Source organism: Nonomuraea terrae (assembly GCF_044465245.1).
GTDB lineage: Bacteria > Actinomycetota > Actinomycetes > Streptosporangiales > Streptosporangiaceae > Nonomuraea > Nonomuraea terrae.
In genome coordinates, this window is record NZ_JBITLL010000004.1 from 740,413 (window position 1) to 761,310 (window position 20,898).

Genomic DNA, 20,898 nt, shown 5'->3' on the forward strand with positions numbered 1-20,898 from the left:
CGACTCAGACGCCCATGCTGCGGCGTACGCCCTCCAGGACCTGTTCGGCCTGGGCGCGCAGGCCGGGGTCGTCGGGGTCGAGGCCGTCGTCGAAGACGAATGTCCAGCCGAGCACCTCGCCGCCGGGCGGCCGCCGCGCCACCAGCCGCACGCCGCCCCTGCCGGGCAGGCTCACGTGCTTGTTCACCACGATCGTGGCGTTGACCCGCTCGCGTACGGTCTCCGGCAGCATGCGCGGCTCGGCGATCCGTTCGACGTGCCAGAGGCCGTCGGTGGTGAGGACGCGTACGCCGTCCTCGTCCCACGACGCCTTGTCGATCTCCTCGTACGGCACCCGCGTGCCGTCGGACAGGTGGAGGGCCAGGTTCGTGGCCACCACGTGGCCGTTCTCGGCGCCGGCGAACGTCAGCACCCGCTCCCCGCGTTCGGTCTTCAGCGATTTGCGCACCTCAGCGGGCAGGCGGCGGAAAAGACTCATTCCACCACGGTATCGGCGAGCAGATCGAGGGTGAGAGCCGCGCTCCATGAGAAGTCGCGGCAGCCGCGTCCGCTGCCGTCGAAGGGGTCGAAACACTCCCGGAAACCGGCCTGCCGGACCAGTCGCAGGGTGCCGTTGGTGAGCTGGCGGGCGAGCTGGTCGAGAGAGTGCACGGCGGCGGCCCGGCGCAGCAGCCAGTTGGTGTTCACCCAGGAGGGGCCGCGCCAGTAGCGGGTACGGTCGAACTGGGGAGCACGGATCTCGCAGCTCGGCACCGGGTAGCCGGTCGCCCCCATGAACCTGGCCGACTCCAGGATCTCCACGGCGGCGCGTACGTGCTCGTGCGGCAGCCCGGGGTCGAGCAGGGGGCCGAACGAGCCGACGGTGCCCACCCTGATGAGCCGGTCGGCGCGCAGGTCCCTGGCGTAGAAGCAGCCGTCCCACAGGCGCTCGACCAGCGCCCGCCGGATGCGCTCGGCCCGTTCGGCGTGCGGGGCGGGGTCGGCGCCGGCCAGCGGGGCCAGCTCGGCCATGGCCTGGCAGGAGGCCAGCCAGATCCCGTTGAACAGCGGGTCCTCGATCGCGAACGGGTGCTCGTCGCGCAGGTATTCGGGGCTGTATCCGGCGTCCCGGTAGCGCAGGGCGAGCCAGACGTAGCGGTCGTGGTCGCTGGCGGGGTGGCGTTCGGCCATCTCGACGCCGCGCTGGCCGTACCCGACGGCGGGGAGCGCGGCGAGGGCGTCGTCCCAGGCGGGGCTGTCGTCCATGCCGGACTCCCACGGGTGGACGATCGCGGCCAGTCCGGCGCCGCCGAGGTCGCGCGTGGCGGCGAGGTAGTCGTGCTGGGCGGCCAGCGCCGGGTACGCCCGCCGGACGAACGCCGCGTCGCCGGTGTAACGGTAGAGCCACCACAGCGCGAGGCCGTGCAGCGGCGGCGCGGTGAGCCCGGAGGTGAGCACCCGCGGCGCGGCGTCGTGCTCCTGCGAGCGCCACACGGAGGGCCCGGGGAAGTACGCCTCGCGGGTGTGGAAGACGATGTGCGGCACCATCCCGGTCGCCCACTGCCCGCGCAGCAGGCTGAGCAGCTCGTCCTGGGCCCGGTCGGGGCGATGGCGGGCCAGGCCGATGACGACGAACGCCGAATCCCAGCTCCATTGGTGCGGGTAGAGCCCTGGCGCGGGCACGGTGCCAGAGCCCGTCCAGTTCGCCTCGAGCACGGCCATCGCCTCGCGCCCGAGCGCGGCATCGTCGACCGCGGGCCGCGACTCCATCACCCAACTATGACTGGCGTTGCCTCATGACGCTATGTCCGCGTGGCCCACTTCGACACGAACACGACGCCGAGCGCCACGAGACCGATGATGAGCCCCCACTTGAGCAGCGTGAGCATGAAGCCCACGAGGGGCCCGACGAGTGCGAGCGCGGCCACGACGGCCACGATGATCAGAAGAATGCGTCCCATACCTCTGAACGCTATGAGATCTTTTAAGCGGATTGCAGGCGGGCCGGGGTTGAATCAGGGACAAGTCAGGGTTCCCCCGCCGACCGGTCAGGGGGCCCGCTCGCACGGGAGCGTGATCAGCCTGGGACCGCCGATGAGCAGGGAGGCCGCGGAGCATGCGCTGCGCGCCCGCGCCGACGAGCGCGACCGCATCTCCGACGACCTGCTCGACCTGGAATCCCATACGACGTACCGGCTGTTGAAGGGAGCCGCCCTGCGGGGGGCGACCGAACGGCGGTGGGCCGGGGCGCAGCAGTCGCTGGCCGTGCTGTGGTCGCTGCACGACGCCTATCGCGGCGTGCTGCGGGAGGCGGAGCGGGTGCGGGGCGAGCGCGGCAGGATGGGCGCCGAGCGGCTCGCGCGCCTGACGGAGCTGCTGTCCGGCCCGTCGGTGGTGCTGCGGGCGGCCACGCAGCCGGTCGAGCGGCGTTCGCTGCTGCCGCAGGCGGACGAGCGGCTGACCCTCGACGCGGCCGTGAGCCGGATGGACGCCGCGTTCCAGGAGGTCACCTCCGCGCTCAACGACATCGACGCGGTGTGGAACGCCGTGCTCCCCCGCCTCGACGCCGCCGAGGCCGACCTGCGCCGGATCCGCGAGCTGGAGGGCGAGCTGGGCGAGCAGGCCGGCGTGGACGCGCGGGAGCCGGCCCGGCTGCGCACGGCGGTGGTGCGGGATCCCCTCGGCGCGGCCGTCGCGCAGGACCTCGACCGGCTGGCGAAGCTGCTGGCCGGCACGCGGGCGGAGCTGGAGCTGGCGGTCACGGTCAGGGCCGAGTACGCCCGGCGGCGGGAGAACCTGACGGCCGCGCTCGACGACGTGCGCTCTGCCGAGAGCGAGGCCCGGCTGGCCCACGGCGCGGTCGTCGTCAAGATCGCCCTGCCGCCGCAGGCCCTGCCGCGTGGCCGCGTCGACGCGCTGGCCGCCGGTCTGCGAACCCTGGACGTCTCGGCCGAGCCGTGGGTGCGGCGGGCCAGGCGGCTGTCGGCGCTGGAGGACGAGATCCGCACGGCCGCCGAGCGGGCGCGGACCACCGCCAAGGCGCTGTACGGGCTGGTCGGCCGGCGCGACGAGTTACGCGGCCGGCTCGGCGCCTTCCAGATGACGGCGGCGCGCAAGGGCCTGGCCGAGGACCCGGACGCCGTCCGGCTGTACGAGCGGGCGCGCACGCTGCTGTGGACCGCCCCCTGCGACCTGACGAGGGCGGCCGCGGCCGTCGAGGACTACCGGCGCGCGTTACACGGAGACACACGGAGGCCAGGATGACCCGCTGCGCGCAGCCCGGCTGCACCGGGACGATCGAGGAGGGCTACTGCGACCTGTGCGGCCTGGCGGCGAGCGCGCCGCCGTTGCCGGCGCCGGAGCCGGCCCCCGTCGAGACGCGGCCGGTGAGCAGGCCGCCGAGCTCGCCGTCGGGCAGCGGGCGGTCGCGGGCAGGCGTGCCGGCCACCGTCGCGGACCTGCCGTCGGTGCCGGAGCGCGACCCGGCCGGTGCGGTGCTGCCCGACCCGGAGGTGCCGGAGTCCAAGCGGTTCTGCGCGAACCCCGACTGCGGGCAGCCGGTGGGGCGCTCCCGCGACGGGCGTCCCGGGCTGACGGAGGGGTTCTGCCCGCACTGCCGGACGCGTTTCTCCTTCACCCCGAAGCTGAAGAAGGGCGACCTGGTGGGCGGCCAGTACCGCGTGCTGGGCTGTCTGGCGCACGGTGGGCTGGGCTGGGTCTACCTCGCCGCCGACGAGAACCTCGACGGCCGCTGGGTCGTGCTCAAGGGCCTGCTCAACACGATGGACGCCGAGGCGCTGGCGGCGGCGGAGGCCGAGCGGAAGTTCCTGACGGCGGTCGACCACCCCAACATCGTCAAGATCTTCAACTTCGAGCGCTCGGCCGGGCTCGGCTACATCGTCATGGAGTACGTCGGCGGCCAGTCCCTGCACGACCTGCGCCGCCAGGGCCCGCTCCCGCTGCGCGAGACCCTCGTGTACGGCCGGGAGATCCTCCAGGCCTTCGCCTACCTGCACGAACACGGCCTGGTCTACTGCGACCTCAAACCGGCCAACGTGATCAGGGTCGGCAGGCGGCTCCGGCTCATCGACATGGGCGCCGTGCAGCCGATCGGCTCGCCGGTGGGGTCGTCGTGGGTCACGCCCGGCTACCACGCCCCCGAGCTGGGCAGCCGGCCCTCGTCGGTCGCGTCCGACCTCTACACCGTGGCCAGGACGCTCGCGGTGCTGGCGATCCCCGGGTTCAGCCCGCTGCAGGGCGGCGTGGCGGCGCCGCTGCCGGTCGACTGCGGCCATCCGTCGTTCACCCGGCTGCTGCGCAAGGCGACCGCGCCGGCCCCGGCCGACCGGTTCCAGAGCGCGTGGGAGATGGAGGAGCAGCTCGTCGGGGTGCTGCGGGAGGTGAGCGCGCTCGAGGACGGCGTGCCGTACCCGGCGTCCTCGGGGCTGTTCGGGCCGGAGCGCACGGCGGTGGGCACGGCGCTGTCGGAGGACGAACGCGCCGTGTTCGGGCCGCTCGACCCGGTGGTGGCGGCCGCCGCGCTGCCGGCGCCGCTGGTGGATCCGTCGGACGTGGCGGCGGGTGCGCTCGCCGGTCTGGCGGGCCGCGACGGCAGGAAGCTGATCGAGCAGCTCGGGGCGCTGCCGCAGACCCCTGAGACGAAGCTGACGCGGGCCCGGCTGCTGGCCGAGGAGGGCGCGCCGGAGGCGTCCGGCGTGCTGGACGCGCTGGAGGCGGAGCTGCCCGGTGACTGGCGCGTCACCTGGTTCCGCGCGGTGCAGGCGCTGGCCGCGCGCCGGCACGACGACGCGGTGTCGCTGTTCGACGCCTGCGTGTCGGAGCTGCCCGGCGAGCTGGCGCCCAAGCTGGCTCTCGCGCTGGCGCTGGAGTGCGCGGGCAAGCCGGCCGCCTTCTGGCACGACCTCGTCTGGCGTACCGACCGTGCCTACGTGAGCGCGGCGTTCGGGCTGGCCAGGGCGGGGCGGATGAACGTGCTGGACGCGGTGCCCGCCACGTCGGTCTACCGGGTGGCGGCGCAGGTGGCGCTGGCGGTCTCGGTGGTGCGGCGGCCCGACGTGAGCGGGCTGCGCCCGGAGGAGCTGGTGGAGGCCGCCGAACGGGTGGCCGCCCAGAGCGACCTGGACGAGCGCCGCCGCGACCAGCTCGTCGCCGAGGTGCTGCGCGGCGCGCTGACCTGGCTGGAGTCGAACCCGCCGCCGAAGGGCGTGCTGCTGGGCGGGGCGCCGTTCACCGAGGCGGGGCTGCGCCGGCGGCTGGAGGGCATCTACCGCAGGCTGGCGGGGGCCGCCGGCTCGCGCCAGGAACGCCACGCGTTCATCGACCAGGCCAACGCCGTACGGCCGAGGACGTGGCTGTGATGGCGGGCTGTCCGGTCTGCGAGGCGCCGGTGCGGGCGGGCGAGTCGTACTGCGAGGCGTGCGGTCACGCCCTCGGGGCGCCGGCCTGCGTCTCCTGCGGCGCGGCGGCCGTGGACGCGGAGGGCTACTGCGAGCGGTGCGGGCTGCGCCAGCCGACGGGCCGCGACCACGCCGAGACGGTGCTCGGCGGCGGCGCGGCGGCGGTGACCGACCGCGGCCTGCGCCGTCCGCGCAACGAGGACGCGGTGGCGCTGCTGGAGGCGGGCGGGGCCGTGGTGGCGGTGGTGTGCGACGGTGTGGGCAGCTCGCCGCGGGCCGACGAGGCGTCCGCGGCGGCAGCCGGGACCGCCTCGGCCGCGCTGGCCAGAGGGGCGTCGCAGGCGGAGGCGTTCGAGCTGGCCGCCCGGGCGGTGGCCAAGCTGGCGACCTCGGTGGACGACGCCCCGGCCTGCACGTACGTGGCCGCCGTGGCGGAGGGTGGGACGGTCACGGTGAGCTGGGCGGGCGACACGCGCGCGTACTGGCTGCCCCGGAGTTCCCCGGCGGCCACGCCGCTGACGGCGGACGACGTGGTGGAGACCGGCGAGCTGACCGCCTGGCTGGGCGCCGACGCCGGCGAGGTCCGCCCCCACGTGCGGACGCTGGCCCCGCGCGAGCCCGGCCTGCTGCTCGTCTGCAGCGACGGCCTGTGGCGCTACCTGGACGGCTACGCCTTCCCGGTCTCCGGGACCCCCAGCGAGATGGCCCGTGAGCTGCTCCGGCACGCGCTGGACGCGGGAGGCCAGGACAACGTGACGATCGCCTTGATCCCCTTAGGAGAAGTGCATGGCTGAGCAGCCCGCTTTCACGCTGACCATCGACCAGAACAAGTACCTGCCGCTCGACGGCCGCGAGGTGCACGCCGTTCTCACCATCGGCTCGACCGGCACGGCGACCACGCAGGCCGCGCCCGCCGAGGCGGCCGAGGTGATCATCATTGACACGTCGGGCTCGATGAGCGGCGCCAAGATCCGCGAGGCCAGGGAGGCGGCGGTGACGGCCGTGCGGACCCTGCGCGACGGCGTGCACTTCGCCGTGGTGGCCGGTACGGGGCAGGCCAGGGTGGTTTTCCCCGGCGGCGACACCGGCCTGGTCCCGGCGAGCCCGGCCACCAGGGCCGAGGCCGAGCGGGCCGTCAACCAGTTGCTCGCGCACGGTGGCACCGCCATCGGCGAGTGGCTGAAGCTGGCCGGGCACCTGCTGACCAGCCGCCCGTCGGCGATCCGGCACGCGCTGCTGATGACCGACGGCCAGAACAACGAGCGCGCCGGGGAGTTCGACGCGGTGCTGCGGGAGTGGAGCGGCACGTTCGTGTGCGACTCGCTGGGCATCGGCGCGGACTGGGTGCCTGCCGAGCTGCGCAAGGTGGCCGACGCGATGCTCGGCACGTTCGACTACGTCCGCGACCAGGGGGACCTGCCGGAGTACTTCCGGCGGCTCACGCAGGCGTCGATGAGCAAGACCGTGGCCGAGCTGTCGCTGCGGGTGTGGGTGCCGCAGGCCGCTCGGCTGATGTTCGTCAAGCAGGTCTCCCCCACGCTGCTCGACCTGACCGGCAAGCGCACCGACGTCAACCCGCTCACCGGCGACTACCCCACCGGCTCCTGGGGCGCGGAGGATCGCGAGTACCACATCTGCGTCGAGGTGCCGCCGGGCCAGATCGGCCAGGAGATCAGGGCGGGCTGGGTCAAGCTCGTACGCCCCGACACCCAGGAGGTCGTGGCCAGCGGCAACGTGCTGGCCCAGTGGACCGACGACCTGGCGCAGTCCACGCAGATCAACGGGAAGGTCGCCCACTACACCGGCCAGGTCGAGCTGCACGAGCTCATCCAGGAAGGGCTCGGCGCGCGCGCCATGGGCGACGTCGACACCGCCACCGCCCGCCTGGCCAAGGCCCGCGAACTCGCCGCCGAGTCCGGCCGGGAGGACACCGCCCGCCTGCTGGAGAAGGTGGTCGAGGTCGACCCGGTCACGGGGACGGCCCGGCTGCGCAACAAGGTCGACAAGACCGACGTGCTGGAGCTCGACACCGGCTCGGTGCGGACCAGCCGGCTGCGCAAGGAAGGAAGCTGACCGGTGATGGCCACCTGTCCGCAGGGGCACGCGTCGGGCGCGGACGACTACTGCGACGTCTGCGGCACGCAGCTGGCCCCCACTTCCCCGCCGAGGAGTGAGCCCGCACCACAGTCGGCGCCCGCGAGCTGCCCCGTCTGCCGGACGCCGCGCGCCGGGCACTTCTGCGAGGTGTGCGGCCACGACTACACCGGCACCGGCGCCCCGGCCCCGATCCCGGCCCACGTGACGGGGGTCCGGTGGGAGGCCGTCACCGCGGCCGACCGGGCGTACTACGAGAAGGTCATCGCCGAGGGCGGACCGGACGCCGGATCGGTGGCGTTCCCGCCGTACTGCCCCCAGCGGTCGTTCGCGCTGTCCGGCGAGCAGGTGCGCATCGGGCGGCGCAGCCGGGCCAGGAACCTCGCGCCCGAGATCGACCTGACCGGGCCGCCGGAGGATCCCGGCGTCTCCCATCTGCACGCCGTGCTGCTGGCCCAGCCGGACGGCTCGTGGCTGCTGGTGGATCCGGGCTCGTCCAACGGCACCCAGCTGAACGGCAGGCCGCTCACGGTGAACGTGCCGGTCCGGGTGGGCGCCGGCGACCGGATCCACGTCGGCGCCTGGACGGTCATCACCCTGAGGGAGGGAGCACCGTGACGATCGTGCAGACGCGGCCCGCGCCGGCGCCGGCGCGGCGCGGCGTCCCAGGACGGATCCGCGTCATCTCCGGCGTGACGGCCGCCGCGCTCGCCCTGCTGTTCGCGGCGCTCGCGGCGGGCGCCTGGACCGTCGGCGACGGGCTGCGGGTGATCGGCCGCGACGCCGGCCCGCAGGTCGTCGCCACCGCCGGGCTCTACCTGGCGCTCAGCGACATGGACGCCCAGGTGGCCGACGCCCTCGTCATGGGCGAGGCGTACGACCGGGAGCGGCAGCAGTCCGTGGATCGGTACGAGCGGCGCCGGTCGGAGGCCAATCAGGCGCTGCTGAAGGCGTTCGAGCTGTCGGGCGACAACGAGGCCGAACGGCGCACCGTGCAGTCGGTGCTGGACGGGCTCGGCCGGTACGAGCGGCTGGCCGCGCAGGCGCTGCTGCTGGACCAGCGGTCACCGCACCCGCCGGGCCCGCCGGCGGACGACGTCGTCCTGCTCCACCGGCAGGCGACCGACCTGATGCGGCTGGTGCTGCTGCCGCAGGCGTACAACCTGACGCTGGAGAACGGCACGATCGTGCGGCGTACGTACGACGACAAGGCGCTGACGGTGCCGCTGCTGCGCGGCGCGGTCGTGCTGGCCGGGCTGCTCGCCCTCGGGTGCCTGCTGGTGCTGCAGGTCTACCTGGCCAGGCGGTTCCGCCGGGTGTTCGGGCCGGCGCTGCTGGCCGCCACGGTGGCGACCGCGGTCGCGCTGCTCTTCGGGTCGAACGTGCTGGCGCAGGACGAGCAGGCGCTGCGGGAGGCCAAGACCGCCGGGTTCGACTCGATGCTGACGCTGGCCAGGGCCCGCGCGATCAGCAACAGCATGCAGGGCGACCAGAGCCGCTACCTGCTGGACAAGGCCCGCGCCGACACCTACGAGCACATGTATCTGGACAAGTCGCTGTCGGTGCTCTACGTCGAGGCGGGCAACCTGGAGACCTACCACGCCAAGGTGACCGGGCGTTCCGGCGAAGGGTTCCGCGGCCTGCTCGGCCCCGAGCTGGTCGGCAGGAGCGGCGAGGCGGCCATGGACGCCTACCGGCGGTTCCAGGCCGCGGACATGGACTTCCGCGCGCGGGCGGCCGACGGCCGGGTGCGCGAGGCGGTCGAGGCGCGGCTCGGCCCGGTCGGCGAGGCGTTCGACGCCTACGACCGTTCGCTGGTGGCGCTGTCCGAGCAGCATGAGAGCGCGTTCGAGCGGGCGATCGGCCGCGGCGAGAACACGCTGGACGGCCTGTGGCGGCTGCTGCCGTTCGCGATCGGCGTGATCGGCCTGCTGGTGGTCGCCGGGGTGTGGCCTCGACTGAAGGAGTACCGATGAAGCGGGTGCTTGCGGCCGTCGCCGCCCTCATGGCCGCGGCGGTGGTCGCCGGATGCGGGACCGGCGCCGCAGAGTCGATCGTGGACCAGGACGAGCTGGTCATCGCGGTGCGCCCCGACCTGCCCTCGGTCGGCTTCCGCAAGGCGGACGGCTCCTTCGAGGGCTTCGACGTGGACGTGGCCCGCTACGTCGCCGGGAAGCTCGGCAAGCCGTTCACGTTCGTGCCGGTGCTGGCGGCCGACCGGGACAAGGTGCTGGTGGACGGGCGGGCCGACATGGTCGTGGCGACGTACACGATCAGCATGGACCGCAAGGCCACGGTGTTGTTCGCGGGGCCGTACCACATCTCCTACCAGGACATCCTGACGCGGCCGGACGACAGGATCGCGAACGTGCGCGATCTGGAGGGCCGGCGGATCTGCGAGGTCCAGGGCTCGAACGCGGCCCAGCGCGTCCTCGAGGAGCGGAAGGTGCCGGCGCGGGTCGTGCCGTTCGCCGACTACAAGGCGTGCCTGGCCGCGCTGAAGAGCGAGCAGGTGGACGCGGTCACCACCAACGACGTCATCCTGGCGGGCCTGGCCATGCAGGACGGGTCGGGGCTGCGGCTGAACAACGCGCAGTTCAACGAGCAGCGCAGCGGGATCGGGCTGCCGAAGGGCGACGTGCCGGGCTGCGAGGCGGTCAACCGGGCGATCACCGACATGTACCAGGACGGGACCACGGCGAAGCTGCTGCACCGGTGGTTCGGCACGTCCGGGCTGGACCTCAGCACGATCGCGGTGCCGCAGTTCGAGGGCTGCGCGTAGCGCGTCAGGCGGGCAGGCGGTGGCCGAGGCGCCGGGAGGCGTCCTCCGCCGCCGCCACGACCCGCGGCGCGAGGTCGCCCACGTCGGCGGGGGTCAGCCGCTGCGTCGGAGCGATCATGCCGAGGACCGCGACGAGGTCGCCGGTGTGGCCGAAGACGGGCGCGCTGATGGAGGCCGCGCCGACGTCGCGCTCCTCGAACGTCGCCGAGTAGCCGCGCCTGCGCACCTCGGCGAGCTGCTCGTCCAGCACGTCGATGTCGACGACGGTGCGCGGGGTGTGGCGGGTCAGGCCGTGGCCGACAGCCGCGCGGCGGGCCGCGGGGTCGAAGGCCATGAAGACCTTGCCGGCCGAGCCCGCGTGCAGCGGCATCACCATGCCGACCGTGAAGATGCGCATCACCGAGTAGCGGGTCTCGGCCAGGCTCACCACCGTGCGGTAGGGCCCGTCGCGCACGTACAGGGCGGTCGACTCGCCGGTCTGGTCGCGCAGCCGGCGCAGCACCGGACGGGTGAGCTGCACGATGTCGAGGCCGAGGGTGCCGGGGGCGGCCCAGCGCACCAGGTCGAGGCCGATGCGGTAGACGTCGTCGTTGCGGTCGAGGAAGCCCTCGCGCAGCAGGCTGTTCACCAGCCGCTGGCAGGTGCTGGCGGGCAGCCCAGTGATCTTGGTGATCTGCTGGAGGGTCAGCTCGGGCTGTTCGACGGTGAAGCACTCGAGGATCTGGCGGATCTTCCGCAGGACCAGCACCTGCGAGGTGCCCGATTCTTCGCTCTTGCCCATCAGTGCCTTCCCGACGCGACTTCGGAAGATACCGTACGTCAGGGCGCGGCGGCCGTCCCGCGCACGGCCACCGGCTCGGCCGGCACGGCCGACAGCGCGGAGTCGAGCCGGTGGCCCAGCAGCGCCCCCACCTCTTCGCGGACGGCGACGAGCCTGCCGGGGTCGATCCCGGTGGCGAAGCCGGCGTGATGGCAGAGGTTGACCAGGTCGTCGGTGCCGATGTTGCCCGCGGCGCCGGGCGCGAACGGGCAGCCGCCGACCCCGCCCAGCGAGGCGTCGAAGCGCCGGATTCCCAGCTGGAGCGCCTCCCAGGCGTTCGCCGAGGCCATGCCGTAGGTGTTGTGCAGGTGCAGCCCGAGCGGAAGGTCCGGGAACGCCGCCCGCACGGCGGTGACCGTGCGCCGGACGTGCCACGGACTGGCCGCCCCGATCGTGTCGGCCAGGTGCAGCACCTTGATGCCGAACGCGCTCAGCGACCCGGCCACGTCCACGACCCGCTCCGGGGCGGTCTCGCCGTCGAAGGGGCAGACGAACGCCGTGGCGATGGTCGCCTCGATCCGCACCCCGGCCCCCGTCAGCAGCTCGGCGGCCGGGCGCAGGCGGGCGAGGGCGTCCTGGGTGGGCACTCCGGCGTTGGCCTTGCTGTGGCCGTCGCTGGCCGAGACGACGAACCGCACGTGCCGGGCCCCGGCCTCGATCGCCCGGCGCGCTCCCCGCTCGTTGAAGACCAGGGTGTGCAGGGCCACCGACTCCGCGGGGCGCAGCTCGCGCACCAGCCGGTCGGTGTCGGCCATCTGCGGCACCTTCTCCGGGTGGACGAACGAGCCGACCTCCAGCGAGGTGAGCCCGGCGGCCATCAGCCCGTACGCCAGCCGGATCTTGTCGGCGGTCGGGACGACCACCGGCTCGATCTGCAGGCCGTCCCGCAGGAGGACCTCCGTGATGAGGACCTCGTCGGTCGTGCCGGTCATTCAGATCACCCCCAGGTCGCGCAGCTCTGCGCGCCGCGCGTCGTCGATGCCGAGTTCGGCCAGTACGGCGTCGGTGTGCTCGCCCAGCTCCGGGCCGAGCCACCGGGTGCGGCCGGGCTGCTCGGCGAGCTTCGGCACGACGCCGGGGAAGGCCACCTCGCGCTCGTGGCCCGGGGCGACGGCCACGCGGTGCCGCTCCAGCATGCCGCGGGCCGCGTAGTGCGGGTCCTTGGCGATGTCGGCCGCCGTGTAGATGGGCGACGACGGGATCTGCCCCGCGTCCAGCTGTCTGAGCGCCTCCTCGTGCGGCAGCCGCGCGGTCCAGTCCGCGATGGCGGCGTCGAGGCTCCCGGCGCGCCGCACCCGCCCGGCGTTGTCGGCCAGTGCCGGGTCGTCGGCCAGGTCAGGGCGGCCGATCACCCGCATGAGCCGCTTGAAGATCGAGTCGCCGTTGCCGCTGATCACGACGTACTTGCCGTCGCCACACAGGTAGGTGCCGGACGGCGCGATGCCCGGCAGTGAGGCGCCGGTCCGCTCGGGCTCGACGGCGAAGGCGTCGTAGTCGGGGGTCAGGGACTCCATCAGGGAGTAGACCGCCTCGTACAGGGCCACGTCCACGATGTCTCCCCGTCCGGTGACCGATCGGCGGCGCAGGGCGGTCAGGGCGCCGATGACGGCGTACAGGCCGGCGACCGAGTCGGCGAGGCTGATGCCGACGCGGGTGGGGGGACGGTCGGGGTAGCCGGTGAGGTTCCTGAGCCCGCCGACGGCCTCGGCGACGCCGCCGAAGCCCGGGCGGTCGCGGTAGGGGCCGCTCTGCCCGTACCCGGAGATGCGCACGACGATGACGCCCGGGTTCGCCTCGCGCATGCGCTCGACGTCCAGGCCCCAGCGTTCCAGGGTGCCGGGGCGGAAGTTCTCCAGCACCACGTCGGAGCGGCGGATGAGGTCGAGGGCGACGGTACGGCCCTCCGGGTGCCTCAGGTCGAGCGTCACGGAGCGCTTGTTCCGGTTCATCGCGCGGAACAGCAGCGAGGTCTCGCCCTCGTGGAGCCGCCATCGGCGCAGCTCGTCGCCGCCGCGGGGGCGTTCGACCTTGACGACGTCCGCCCCGAAGTCGGCCATGAGGCGGCCGGCCGAGGGGGCGGCGATGAAGTTGCCCAGTTCGAGCACCCGCACACCGTCCAGGGCTCCGCTCAGATCGGCCATGTCCCCCACCCTCCAGCTCGTTATCCCGCAATGTGGGTCTACATCCCAGAATGCGAGTTTCCCCCCGGAGTGGTCAATCCCCACCAGTAGTAAAAAAAGGGATTAAATGCACCAAAAACCCCGTTACTGGGCTCTTGACCGGGCTGCCGAGCGGGCTCATGATGAGTTGCCATCCCAGCGTGAACGGGCTGGGTCCCCGCCGTGACGACCCCGTTACGAGCCGCCGCCGCCCCCCTGCCTCCATGCGAAGGAGCAGTGGATGTCCGACATCGCAGTCCTCGCCAGTACGGCGGTGGCGATCGTCGCCACCGTGGTGCTCATCGTCCGCTTCCACGTGAACCCGGTGATCTCGCTGGTTCTCGGATCGCTGGGCCTCGGGCTCATGACCCGCCTGGGCTTCGGCAAGACGGTGGAGACCATCACCAAGGGCTTCGGCGACATCATGGCCGATGTCGGGCTGCTCATCGCGTTCGGCGTGCTGACGGGGTCGATGCTCAAGGAGATGGGCGCCATCGAGCGGCTGGTCGACCGCCTGCTACGGGTGTTCGGCCCGGAGCGGCTGCCGTACTCGATGGCGCTGACCATCGGCACCCTGCTCCAGTCGATCTACCTCGACGTGCTGCTGGTGATCTCGGCGCCGCTGGCCCGCACCGCCTCGCGGCAGATCGGCCCGCTGGGCACGCCGCGCATGGCCGCCGCCATGGCGATCGGGCTCGAGTGCGGCATCGTGCTGATGGTGCCGGGGGTGGGCACCCTCGCCCTGGCGGCGCTGCTGCACGTACCGCTCGGCACGATGCTGCTCTGGGGGCTGCTGCTGATCATCCCGACGATCGTCTTCTCCGTGGCGATCATGACATTCCTGTTCCGCCGGGGCTTCTGGAACACCGCGGCCGACGAGATCGTCGCCGTGGAGGAGGCCGGCGCCCCCGTCGCGGAAGTGGTGGAGAAGGAGCAGGCGGCAGCGGTGGGCGTGCGGGCCGCACAGGCTCCCGCCCCGGCACGGCCCGTCACCCCGGGGGCGGGCGGCACGCCCGTGGACGGCGCGAGACCGGCCGCCGGGCCGCGCGGCGCCGAGAGCGGTCCGCGCCTGCTGGTCAGTTTCGGACCGCTCATCCTCGCCCTGCTGATGATCGCCGCCGGCGCCGTCGCCCAGGCCGCGGACGTGGAGAACGACGTGATGGCGTTCTTCTCGAACCCGGTCGTCGCCCTGCTGGTCGGCCTCATCGGCACCCTGGTCGTCACCCGCCGCCTCACCGGCAGGAGCGGCGTGGAGAAGGCGATCGCCAACGGCTTCAGGGAGAGCGGTCAGATTCTCATCCTCACGGCGGTCGGCGGCTCGCTCGCCGCCGTCGTGGCGGCCGGCGGCCTCGGCGACATCCTGCGCGGGTACTTCACCGCCGGGACGTTCCTGCCGCTGGTGGTGGTGTGGCTGGTCGCCGCGGCCCTGCACGTCGCGGTCGGCTCCGTCACCATCTCGGCCATCACCGCGGCCGGCATCCTCGCCCCCGTCGCGCCCGCCCTCGGCATCGATCCCGTGCTGATCGCGCTGGCCGCGGGGTCCGGGTCGCTGTTCTGCGTGCACGTCACCAGCAACACGTTCTGGCTGCTGCAGTCGCTGCTCGGCCAGACCACCCGGGGCGCGCTCAAGACCACCACGGTCGCGGTCTCCGTCGCCTCGGTCGTGGCCATCCTCCTGCTGGTGCCGATCAGCCTGCTCTTCTGAACGGGCTCCGACCGACGGGCTCCAGCGGACGGGCCGGTGGCCCGGGGGCCACCGGCCGTGCTTCGTCAGTCGAGATAGTCCCGCAGCATCTGCGCGCGCGTCGGGTGGCGGAGCTTGGCCAGGGTCTTCGACTCGATCTGGCGGATGCGCTCCCGCGTCACGCCGAACTCCCTGCCCACCTCCTCCAGCGTGCGCGGATGCCCGTCGGCCAGGCCGAACCGGAGCTGGATGATGCGCTGCTCCCGGTCGGAGAGCGTGGCCAAGATGTCGTCGAGCTGGTCCTGCAACATGATGAAGGCCGCGGCCTCCATCGGCACGACCGCGTCGGCGTCCTCGATGAAGTCTCCGAGGTCGGAGTCCTCCTCGCCGATCGGCGACTGCAACGACACGGGCTCCTGGGCGATGCGCTGGATCTCCACCACGCGATCGACCGGGAGGTCCATCTCCTGGGCGATCTCCTCGGGGATCGGCTCGCGGCCGAGATCCTGGTGGAGCTGACGCTGCACCCTGACGAGCTTGTTGATGGTCTCCACCATGTGGACCGGGATGCGGATCGTCCGCGCCTGGTCGGCGATGGCCCTGGTGATCGCCTGCCGGATCCACCAGGTGGCGTAGGTGGAGAACTTGTAACCCTTGGTGTAGTCGAACTTCTCGACGGCCCTGATGAGCCCGAGGTTGCCCTCCTGGATGAGATCCAGGAACAGCATGCCGCGGCCGACGTACCGCTTGGCGATCGACACCACGAGCCTCAGGTTGGCCTCGATGAGCCGCTGTTTGGCTCTGGTGCCCTGCCAGACGAGCTCCCGCAGCTCCGGGAAGGCCAGGCGGGAGACCCCGTTGGCCAGTTTGTCCTCGGCGAACAGGCCGGCTTCGATCGACTTGGCGAGCTCCACCTCCTCCTCGGCGGTCAGCAAAGGCACGCGGCCGATCTCGCGCAGATAGATGCGGACGAGATCGCTGGTTGGCGCCCGCTTGCCTACGTCCTCCTCATCGGCGCGGGGGGACTCCTCGTCGCCCTGGGGCTCGAGGACCTCCACACCGTTCTCGGCGAGCATGCGCACGACGCGCTCCAGCGCGTCGGACGGCAGCTCGGATCGGTCAAGCGCGGCTGCGACGTCATCGACGGTTACGCTTCCGCGCTCCCTTCCCTTTGCGACGAGGTCCGCCACTTGATCTACCGATGGCGGTCCGCTTGACAGCACCGATGCACCCACGGGACACAGTCTGCAGTATTGGTTCCAGCAAATGGCAGACCCATTTTTGTCACAGAAGGTAAGACGATCGTCCTTACCGAATTGAGATCGCCATAAGGTTTAGCCCAAGTTTGATCAGGAAAGTAAAGTCAATTACGCGATCAGGATTCACGCGCCCGGCGGGCGGCCAGAGCCGGACGCAACATTTTCCCTGCCCGGATACCCCGCACCCCTTGCCACAGCGGCTGTTGGACCGTGCCAAGTTCCCGGCTGAACCGCCCTGGTATACCGCTAGTAACGCTTCCGAACTGTTACAAACCCCCACCCCCACTCCCCCTTGGAGCCCCCGTCTGATGCACGCAGCGACGGCCGCGGGGCGCTGACAGGAAATACGGATGCCCCGATGGGAGCCGCCCCGGCATACGAGCCCTTCTTTCCCATCCCGCCCGGACGAGCGCACGTCGCGACGACGTGCGGTGACGTGCTGAACAAGACCCTCAGGGGCGAGATGGGCGGCATGGAGGGTCGGCGCGGGCGTCGCGTGCCGCCGGCCGACCGGAACGGACGCCGGCGGCGCGCACTCCACCATGGCGCGCGGGCGCGGAAGCCGCAGGGCAGCGGCGAGCCGGCGCGGGAGCCCAGGGCCGACGCATTGGGCGGGCCGGTGGGGGGTCGTACGGGGCGGGCCGGAGGGTTACTGCATGCCGGTCGCGCGTTCGATGAGGACCTTGCGTTGTTTTTCCAGGGCGAGGAGCTCGCCGAAGAGGCGGCGGTGCTCCTGGGCTTCGTCCACCGGGTTGATGCGCTGGAGTCGCGACTTGACCTGGGCGATGGCGCGGTCGACCGCCATCGTCTCCACGCGCGCGAGGATCCCTGTCGCGTAGCGCTGCTCGACCTCGGCGTCCGCCTGGAACGGCTCCACCGCGAAGCGCGTCACCAGCGCCCGCGCCCCGTCTTCGTAGGCGTGCTCCAGCAGCCGGTCGACCCACTCCCGCCCGCCGTGCGCGGCCGCCGCGAGGCCGCCCGCGGTGGTGATCACCTTGTGCAGGGCCGTGTGCTCGGGCGTGGTGAACGCCTGCGGGTCGAGGGCGTCGAACTGCGGACCGAGCAGCGCGGGACGCTGGACGGCCAGCTTGAGCAGCTCCCGCTCGACACGCACGCTGGGGTCGACCGGCGCCGCATGGGGAACGCGCCGGCGGGGGCCCTGCTGGGCGCCCGACACCTCGCCGATGCGCTGCATGACGAACCGCTCGTCCATGAAGCCGAGCCACCGGTCGAGGTCGATGGCGTAACGCTTACGCAGGCCGACGTCCTTGATCGCGGCCACGATGGGCGCGGCGGCGTCGAGGGCGGCGATCTTGCCTTCGTTGCTGCGCAGGTCGTAGCGGGAGATCGTGCTCCGGATCGCGAACTGGAACAGCGGCTCGCGGCTGGCGATCAGGTCGCGCACGGCCGCGTCGCCCTGCTTGACGCGCAGGTCGCACGGGTCGAGCCCGTCGCCCTGCACCGCGACGTACGTCTGCGTGACGAACTTCTGCTCGTCGGCGAACGCGCGCAGCGCCGCCTTCTGCCCGGCCGCGTCGCCGTCGAAGGTGAAGATGACCTCGCCGCGGAACTCGGCCTGGTCGAACAGGAAACGGCGCAGGATCTTGATGTGCTCCTCGCCGAACGACGTGCCGCACGTCGCCACGGCGGTGGGCACGCCGGCCAGATGGCAGGCCATCACGTCGGTGTATCCCTCGACGATCACGGCCTGCGCGCGCTTGGAGATCTCGCGTTTTGCTAGATCAATTCCATAAAGGACCTGGCTCTTCTTGTAAAGCGGCGAGTCAGGAGTATTCAAGTATTTCGGGCCGTCGTCGGAATCGAGCAACTTCCGCGCCCCGAATCCGATCACATCGCCCGTGGCGTCCCGGATCGGCCAGATGAGCCGCCCGCGGAACCGGTCGATCGGCCCTCGCCGGCCCTCCTTGGCCAGCCCGCCCTTGACGAGCTCGTCGGAGGTGAACCCGCGCGCCAGCAGGTGACGGGTGAGCGCCTCCCACTCGGCGGGCGCGTAGCCGACCCCGAACATCTCGGCGTCGGCCCGCTCGAAGCCCCGCTCCGACAGGAAGCGCCGCCCTGGACCCGCCTCGGGGCTCATCAGCTTGTCGGCGTAGAACTCGGCCGCCGCCCGATGGGCCTCGATCAGCCTGGCCCGCTCGCCGTGGTCACGCTTGGGGACATAGCCGCCCTGCTCGTACTGGAGCTGGACGCCGGCCCGCTGGGCCAGCCGCTCGACGGCCTCGCTGAACGACAGGTGCTCGATCTTCTCGACGAACGTGATCACATCGCCGCCCTCGGAGCATCCGAAGCAGTAGTACATCCCCCGCTCGGGGGTCACGTTGAACGAGGGGCTCTTCTCGTCGTGGAAGGGGCACAGCCCCTTGAGGTTGCCGCCTCCGGCGTTGCGCAACTGGATGTGCTCGCCGATGACCTCGGCGATGGGGGAGCGCTCGCGCACGAGGGCGATGTCGTCATCACGGATCCGGCCGGCCACGTCGGTGAGTCTATTCCGCCCCGCCGACGGTTCCCGACGTCCCGGGTGTTCCGGGCATGAGGCTTCGGAGGACAGGCGACGGTTACCCGCGGGCTGCTAAAGCCGGAAAGCGGCTATGCGGGGGTCCCCGGTGGGCTACAAAGGTAAAAGTTGTCGGGTGGAACCGGCGGAAACAGTGACACAGGTGGAGACCATGCATTCGGGGCGTATCGGACGATTGGCGGCCGTCACGGGCGCCGTGCTGCTGACCGGTGCCTGCACCCAGGTCACCGGGGTGGCGGGTGTCGGCGCGGTCTCCCCCGCCACGCCCCCGGCGACGGCCACCGCCGCCACCCCCAAGCCGACCGCGGAGCACCAGGCCGCCGCCGAGCAGCCCCCCGCGGCCGCGGCCCCGGTCAACGTGCCGCCGCCGACGCTGTCGAAGCACACCTACACGTTCCCGGTGGAGGACTGCAAGACCACGTACCAGCGCAAGCTGCTCGTGCTGCCCAAGACCACGATCTGGGCGCAGGAGGGGTGCGCGTTCGTGGCGCCCGTCGGCGGGGTGGTCGACGAGGTCAACACCCAGGACAGATGGAGCCCGGGCACCGACGCCGGGCCCGACCGCGAGGGCAGGTTCGTCACGATCATCGGCGACGACGGCGTGCGCTACCTCGGCGGCCACCTCGAGTCGGTCGCCGAGGGCATCAAGCCGGGCGCCCGCGTCAAGGCCGGCCGGCTGCTCGGCCGGGTGGGCCGGTCGGGCAACGCCCGTGACACCGGCTCCAACCTCTACTTCGCGATCTCGTGGAAGACCGGCCCGGCCTACTGGTGGGTCCGCAGGGGCATGGTCGAGCCGTGGGACTACCTCGACGCCTGGCAGAGCGGCAACCGTACGTTCTCCCCTCGTGAGGAGACGCTGAAGCTGCGCAAGAAGCTCGGCGAGACGCCGCCGTGCACCGTCCAGTGCGCCTCGAAGCAGCCGCCGGCGGAGCCGTCCAAGACCCCGAAGCCGCGCCCCACCCGGGGGAACGACGACAACCGGGGCAGCGACGACGTCGTCACGATCGAACCCGAGATAGCTCCGTTCGGTCAATGACGACGCCCGACCTGATCAGCTCCTGGATCTCGTCGACGACGTCCCAGACGTTGACGTTCATGCCGGCGATCACCCGGCCGCCGCGCAGCCAGTACGCGATGAACTCCAGGCTCTCGGGGTCGCCGCGGTAGACGATCTCGTCGTGGCCCTCGATGTCGCCGGAGAACTCCATGCCCAGCTCGTACTGGTCGGTGTAGAAGTACGGGAGCCGGTCGTGGACGACCTCCCGGCCGAGCATCGACCGGGCCGCGGCCGGGCCTCCGTGCAGGGCGTTCGCCCAGTGCTCGACGCGGATGCGCCGCCCGTACACCGGGTGGAAGAACTCCGCGACGTCGCCCGCGGCGAACACGTCGGGATGCGAGGTGCGCAGCGCGGCGTCCGTGAGGATGCCCTGCCCGACGTCGAGCCCCGCGTCGCGGGCGAGCCCGACCTCGGGGGCCGCGCCGATGCCGGCCACGACGAGGTCGGCGCTGAGCCGCTCCCCCGAGCTGAGCCGCACGCCGGTCTGGGTGATCTCCGCGGCGGCGGTGCCGAAGCGCAGGTCGACGCCCTTGCTCGCGTGCAGGCGGGCGAACAGCGCGCCCAGCTCGGGGCCGAGGGCCTTGTTGAGCGCGGTCGGCTCGGGCTCGACCACGGTGACCTCGCAGCCCGCCGTGCGCGCCGCCGCCGCGGTCTCCAGCCCGATCCAGGACGCCCCCACGACCAGCACGCTCACGCCCTTGGCGAAGCGTTCCTTGAGCGCCTCGCTGTCCTCGACGGTGCGCAGGTAGTACGCGGGCCCGGGCAGCCGCCGCGGCGCCGCGCCCGTCGTGATGAGCAGCTTGTCGTACGGCTGCCGCGACCCGTCGCCCAGCCTGACCAGGTGGCGGTCCGGCTCGATACGGGTCACGCGCGTGCCGAGCCGCAGGTCGACCGCGTGGTCGGCGTACCACTCCGGCGGGTGCACGTAGATCGTGTCGCGCTCGGTCCTGCCCTGCAGGAACTCCTTGGAGAGAGGCGGTCTTTCGTAGGGCCGTTCGCTCTCCGCGCCGATCAGCACGATCTCGCCGTCGAAGCCCTCCTCGCGCAGCGTCTCTGCTGCCTTCGCCCCGGCGAGCCCGGCGCCGACGATCACATAGGTGGCCATGGGCGC

Annotated in this window: 18 protein-coding genes; 9 read left to right on the forward strand and 9 right to left on the reverse strand. The window is 72.3% G+C overall.

Annotated elements, in window-relative coordinates; genetic code table 11:
• Positions 1–4: 4 nt before the first annotated feature.
• Genes ACIBP6_RS21680 through ACIBP6_RS21690 form a run of 3 tightly spaced genes read right to left on the reverse strand, consistent with a single transcriptional unit; the run spans position 5 to position 1,940 of the window.
• Positions 5–478 (reverse strand): hypothetical protein, encoded by a 474-nt coding sequence (locus ACIBP6_RS21680; protein WP_132608713.1) that lies wholly within the window; start codon positions 476–478, stop codon positions 5–7.
• Positions 475–1,749 carry an amylo-alpha-1,6-glucosidase gene (locus ACIBP6_RS21685; protein WP_397054701.1) on the reverse strand — a complete coding sequence of 425 codons (1,275 nt, stop codon included), beginning with the start codon at positions 1,747–1,749 and terminating at the stop codon, positions 475–477. The genes ACIBP6_RS21680 and ACIBP6_RS21685 overlap by 4 nt, the downstream gene beginning before the upstream one ends.
• 32 nt (positions 1,750–1,781) lie before the next feature.
• Positions 1,782–1,940, reverse strand: coding sequence for a hypothetical protein (locus tag ACIBP6_RS21690; RefSeq protein ID WP_165969542.1), 159 nt, complete (start codon positions 1,938–1,940; stop codon positions 1,782–1,784).
• A 133-nt stretch (positions 1,941–2,073) separates the two neighbouring features.
• Between ACIBP6_RS21690 and ACIBP6_RS21695 the strand changes: the two genes are divergently transcribed.
• Genes ACIBP6_RS21695 through ACIBP6_RS21725 form a run of 7 tightly spaced genes read left to right on the forward strand, consistent with a single transcriptional unit; the run spans position 2,074 to position 10,272 of the window.
• Complete coding sequence (locus ACIBP6_RS21695; RefSeq protein ID WP_397054703.1) at positions 2,074–3,243, forward strand: hypothetical protein; 1,170 nt, start codon at positions 2,074–2,076, stop codon at positions 3,241–3,243.
• Positions 3,240–5,357 carry a serine/threonine-protein kinase gene (locus tag ACIBP6_RS21700; protein WP_397054705.1) on the forward strand — a complete coding sequence of 706 codons (2,118 nt, stop codon included), beginning with the start codon at positions 3,240–3,242 and terminating at the stop codon, positions 5,355–5,357. Before ACIBP6_RS21695 ends, ACIBP6_RS21700 begins: the two co-directional genes overlap by 4 nt.
• The gene (locus tag ACIBP6_RS21705) at positions 5,357–6,190 is read left to right on the forward strand and encodes a PP2C family serine/threonine-protein phosphatase (protein ID WP_397055380.1); all 834 of its coding nucleotides are present in this window, start codon (positions 5,357–5,359) and stop codon (positions 6,188–6,190) included. The genes ACIBP6_RS21700 and ACIBP6_RS21705 overlap by 1 nt, the downstream gene beginning before the upstream one ends.
• The gene (locus ACIBP6_RS21710; protein WP_397054707.1) at positions 6,183–7,469 is read left to right on the forward strand and encodes a vWA domain-containing protein; all 1,287 of its coding nucleotides are present in this window, start codon (positions 6,183–6,185) and stop codon (positions 7,467–7,469) included. The genes ACIBP6_RS21705 and ACIBP6_RS21710 overlap by 8 nt, the downstream gene beginning before the upstream one ends.
• A 6-nt stretch (positions 7,470–7,475) precedes the next feature.
• Positions 7,476–8,108, forward strand: a complete 633-nt coding sequence (locus tag ACIBP6_RS21715) for an FHA domain-containing protein (RefSeq protein WP_397054708.1) — start codon at positions 7,476–7,478, stop codon at positions 8,106–8,108.
• Positions 8,105–9,466, forward strand: a complete 1,362-nt coding sequence (locus ACIBP6_RS21720; protein ID WP_397054710.1) for a hypothetical protein — start codon at positions 8,105–8,107, stop codon at positions 9,464–9,466. The genes ACIBP6_RS21715 and ACIBP6_RS21720 overlap by 4 nt, the downstream gene beginning before the upstream one ends.
• A complete protein-coding gene (locus ACIBP6_RS21725) occupies positions 9,463–10,272 on the forward strand; it encodes a transporter substrate-binding domain-containing protein (RefSeq protein ID WP_397054712.1) in 810 nt (269 codons plus the stop codon). The genes ACIBP6_RS21720 and ACIBP6_RS21725 overlap by 4 nt, the downstream gene beginning before the upstream one ends.
• Positions 10,273–10,276: 4 nt before the next feature.
• Here the strand turns inward: ACIBP6_RS21725 and ACIBP6_RS21730 are convergent, their stop codons facing one another.
• Genes ACIBP6_RS21730 through ACIBP6_RS21740 form a run of 3 tightly spaced genes read right to left on the reverse strand, consistent with a single transcriptional unit; the run spans position 10,277 to position 13,233 of the window.
• Positions 10,277–11,053 (reverse strand): IclR family transcriptional regulator, encoded by a 777-nt coding sequence (locus ACIBP6_RS21730; RefSeq protein WP_397054714.1) that lies wholly within the window; start codon positions 11,051–11,053, stop codon positions 10,277–10,279.
• Positions 11,054–11,091: 38 nt separating this feature from the next.
• Complete coding sequence (locus ACIBP6_RS21735) at positions 11,092–12,024, reverse strand: hydroxymethylglutaryl-CoA lyase (RefSeq protein WP_397054716.1); 933 nt, start codon at positions 12,022–12,024, stop codon at positions 11,092–11,094.
• Complete coding sequence (locus tag ACIBP6_RS21740) at positions 12,025–13,233, reverse strand: CaiB/BaiF CoA transferase family protein (protein ID WP_397054718.1); 1,209 nt, start codon at positions 13,231–13,233, stop codon at positions 12,025–12,027.
• A 259-nt stretch (positions 13,234–13,492) separates the two neighbouring features.
• Between ACIBP6_RS21740 and ACIBP6_RS21745 the strand changes: the two genes are divergently transcribed.
• On the forward strand, positions 13,493–14,956 hold the full coding sequence (locus tag ACIBP6_RS21745) for a GntP family permease (RefSeq protein WP_397054720.1): 1,464 nt from the start codon (positions 13,493–13,495) through the stop codon (positions 14,954–14,956).
• A gap of 65 nt (positions 14,957–15,021) precedes the next feature.
• On the opposite strand, the gene rpoD is transcribed toward ACIBP6_RS21745, so the two are convergent.
• Together rpoD and dnaG are read right to left on the reverse strand one after the other, a co-directional pair.
• Positions 15,022–16,125 (reverse strand): RNA polymerase sigma factor RpoD, encoded by a 1,104-nt coding sequence (gene rpoD, locus ACIBP6_RS21750; protein ID WP_397054722.1) that lies wholly within the window; start codon positions 16,123–16,125, stop codon positions 15,022–15,024.
• 718 nt (positions 16,126–16,843) lie between these two features.
• Complete coding sequence (gene dnaG / locus ACIBP6_RS21755) at positions 16,844–18,688, reverse strand: DNA primase (protein ID WP_397054724.1); 1,845 nt, start codon at positions 18,686–18,688, stop codon at positions 16,844–16,846.
• Positions 18,689–18,881: 193 nt separating this feature from the next.
• On the opposite strand from dnaG, the gene ACIBP6_RS21760 reads away from it, so the two are divergent.
• Positions 18,882–19,766, forward strand: a complete 885-nt coding sequence (locus tag ACIBP6_RS21760; protein WP_397054726.1) for a M23 family metallopeptidase — start codon at positions 18,882–18,884, stop codon at positions 19,764–19,766.
• Here ACIBP6_RS21760 and ACIBP6_RS21765 read toward each other — a convergent pair.
• Entirely contained in the window at positions 19,729–20,892 is a 1,164-nt protein-coding gene (locus tag ACIBP6_RS21765) for an NAD(P)/FAD-dependent oxidoreductase (RefSeq protein ID WP_397054727.1), read from the reverse strand. The genes ACIBP6_RS21760 and ACIBP6_RS21765 overlap by 38 nt on opposite strands.
• Positions 20,893–20,898: the final 6 nt, after the last annotated feature.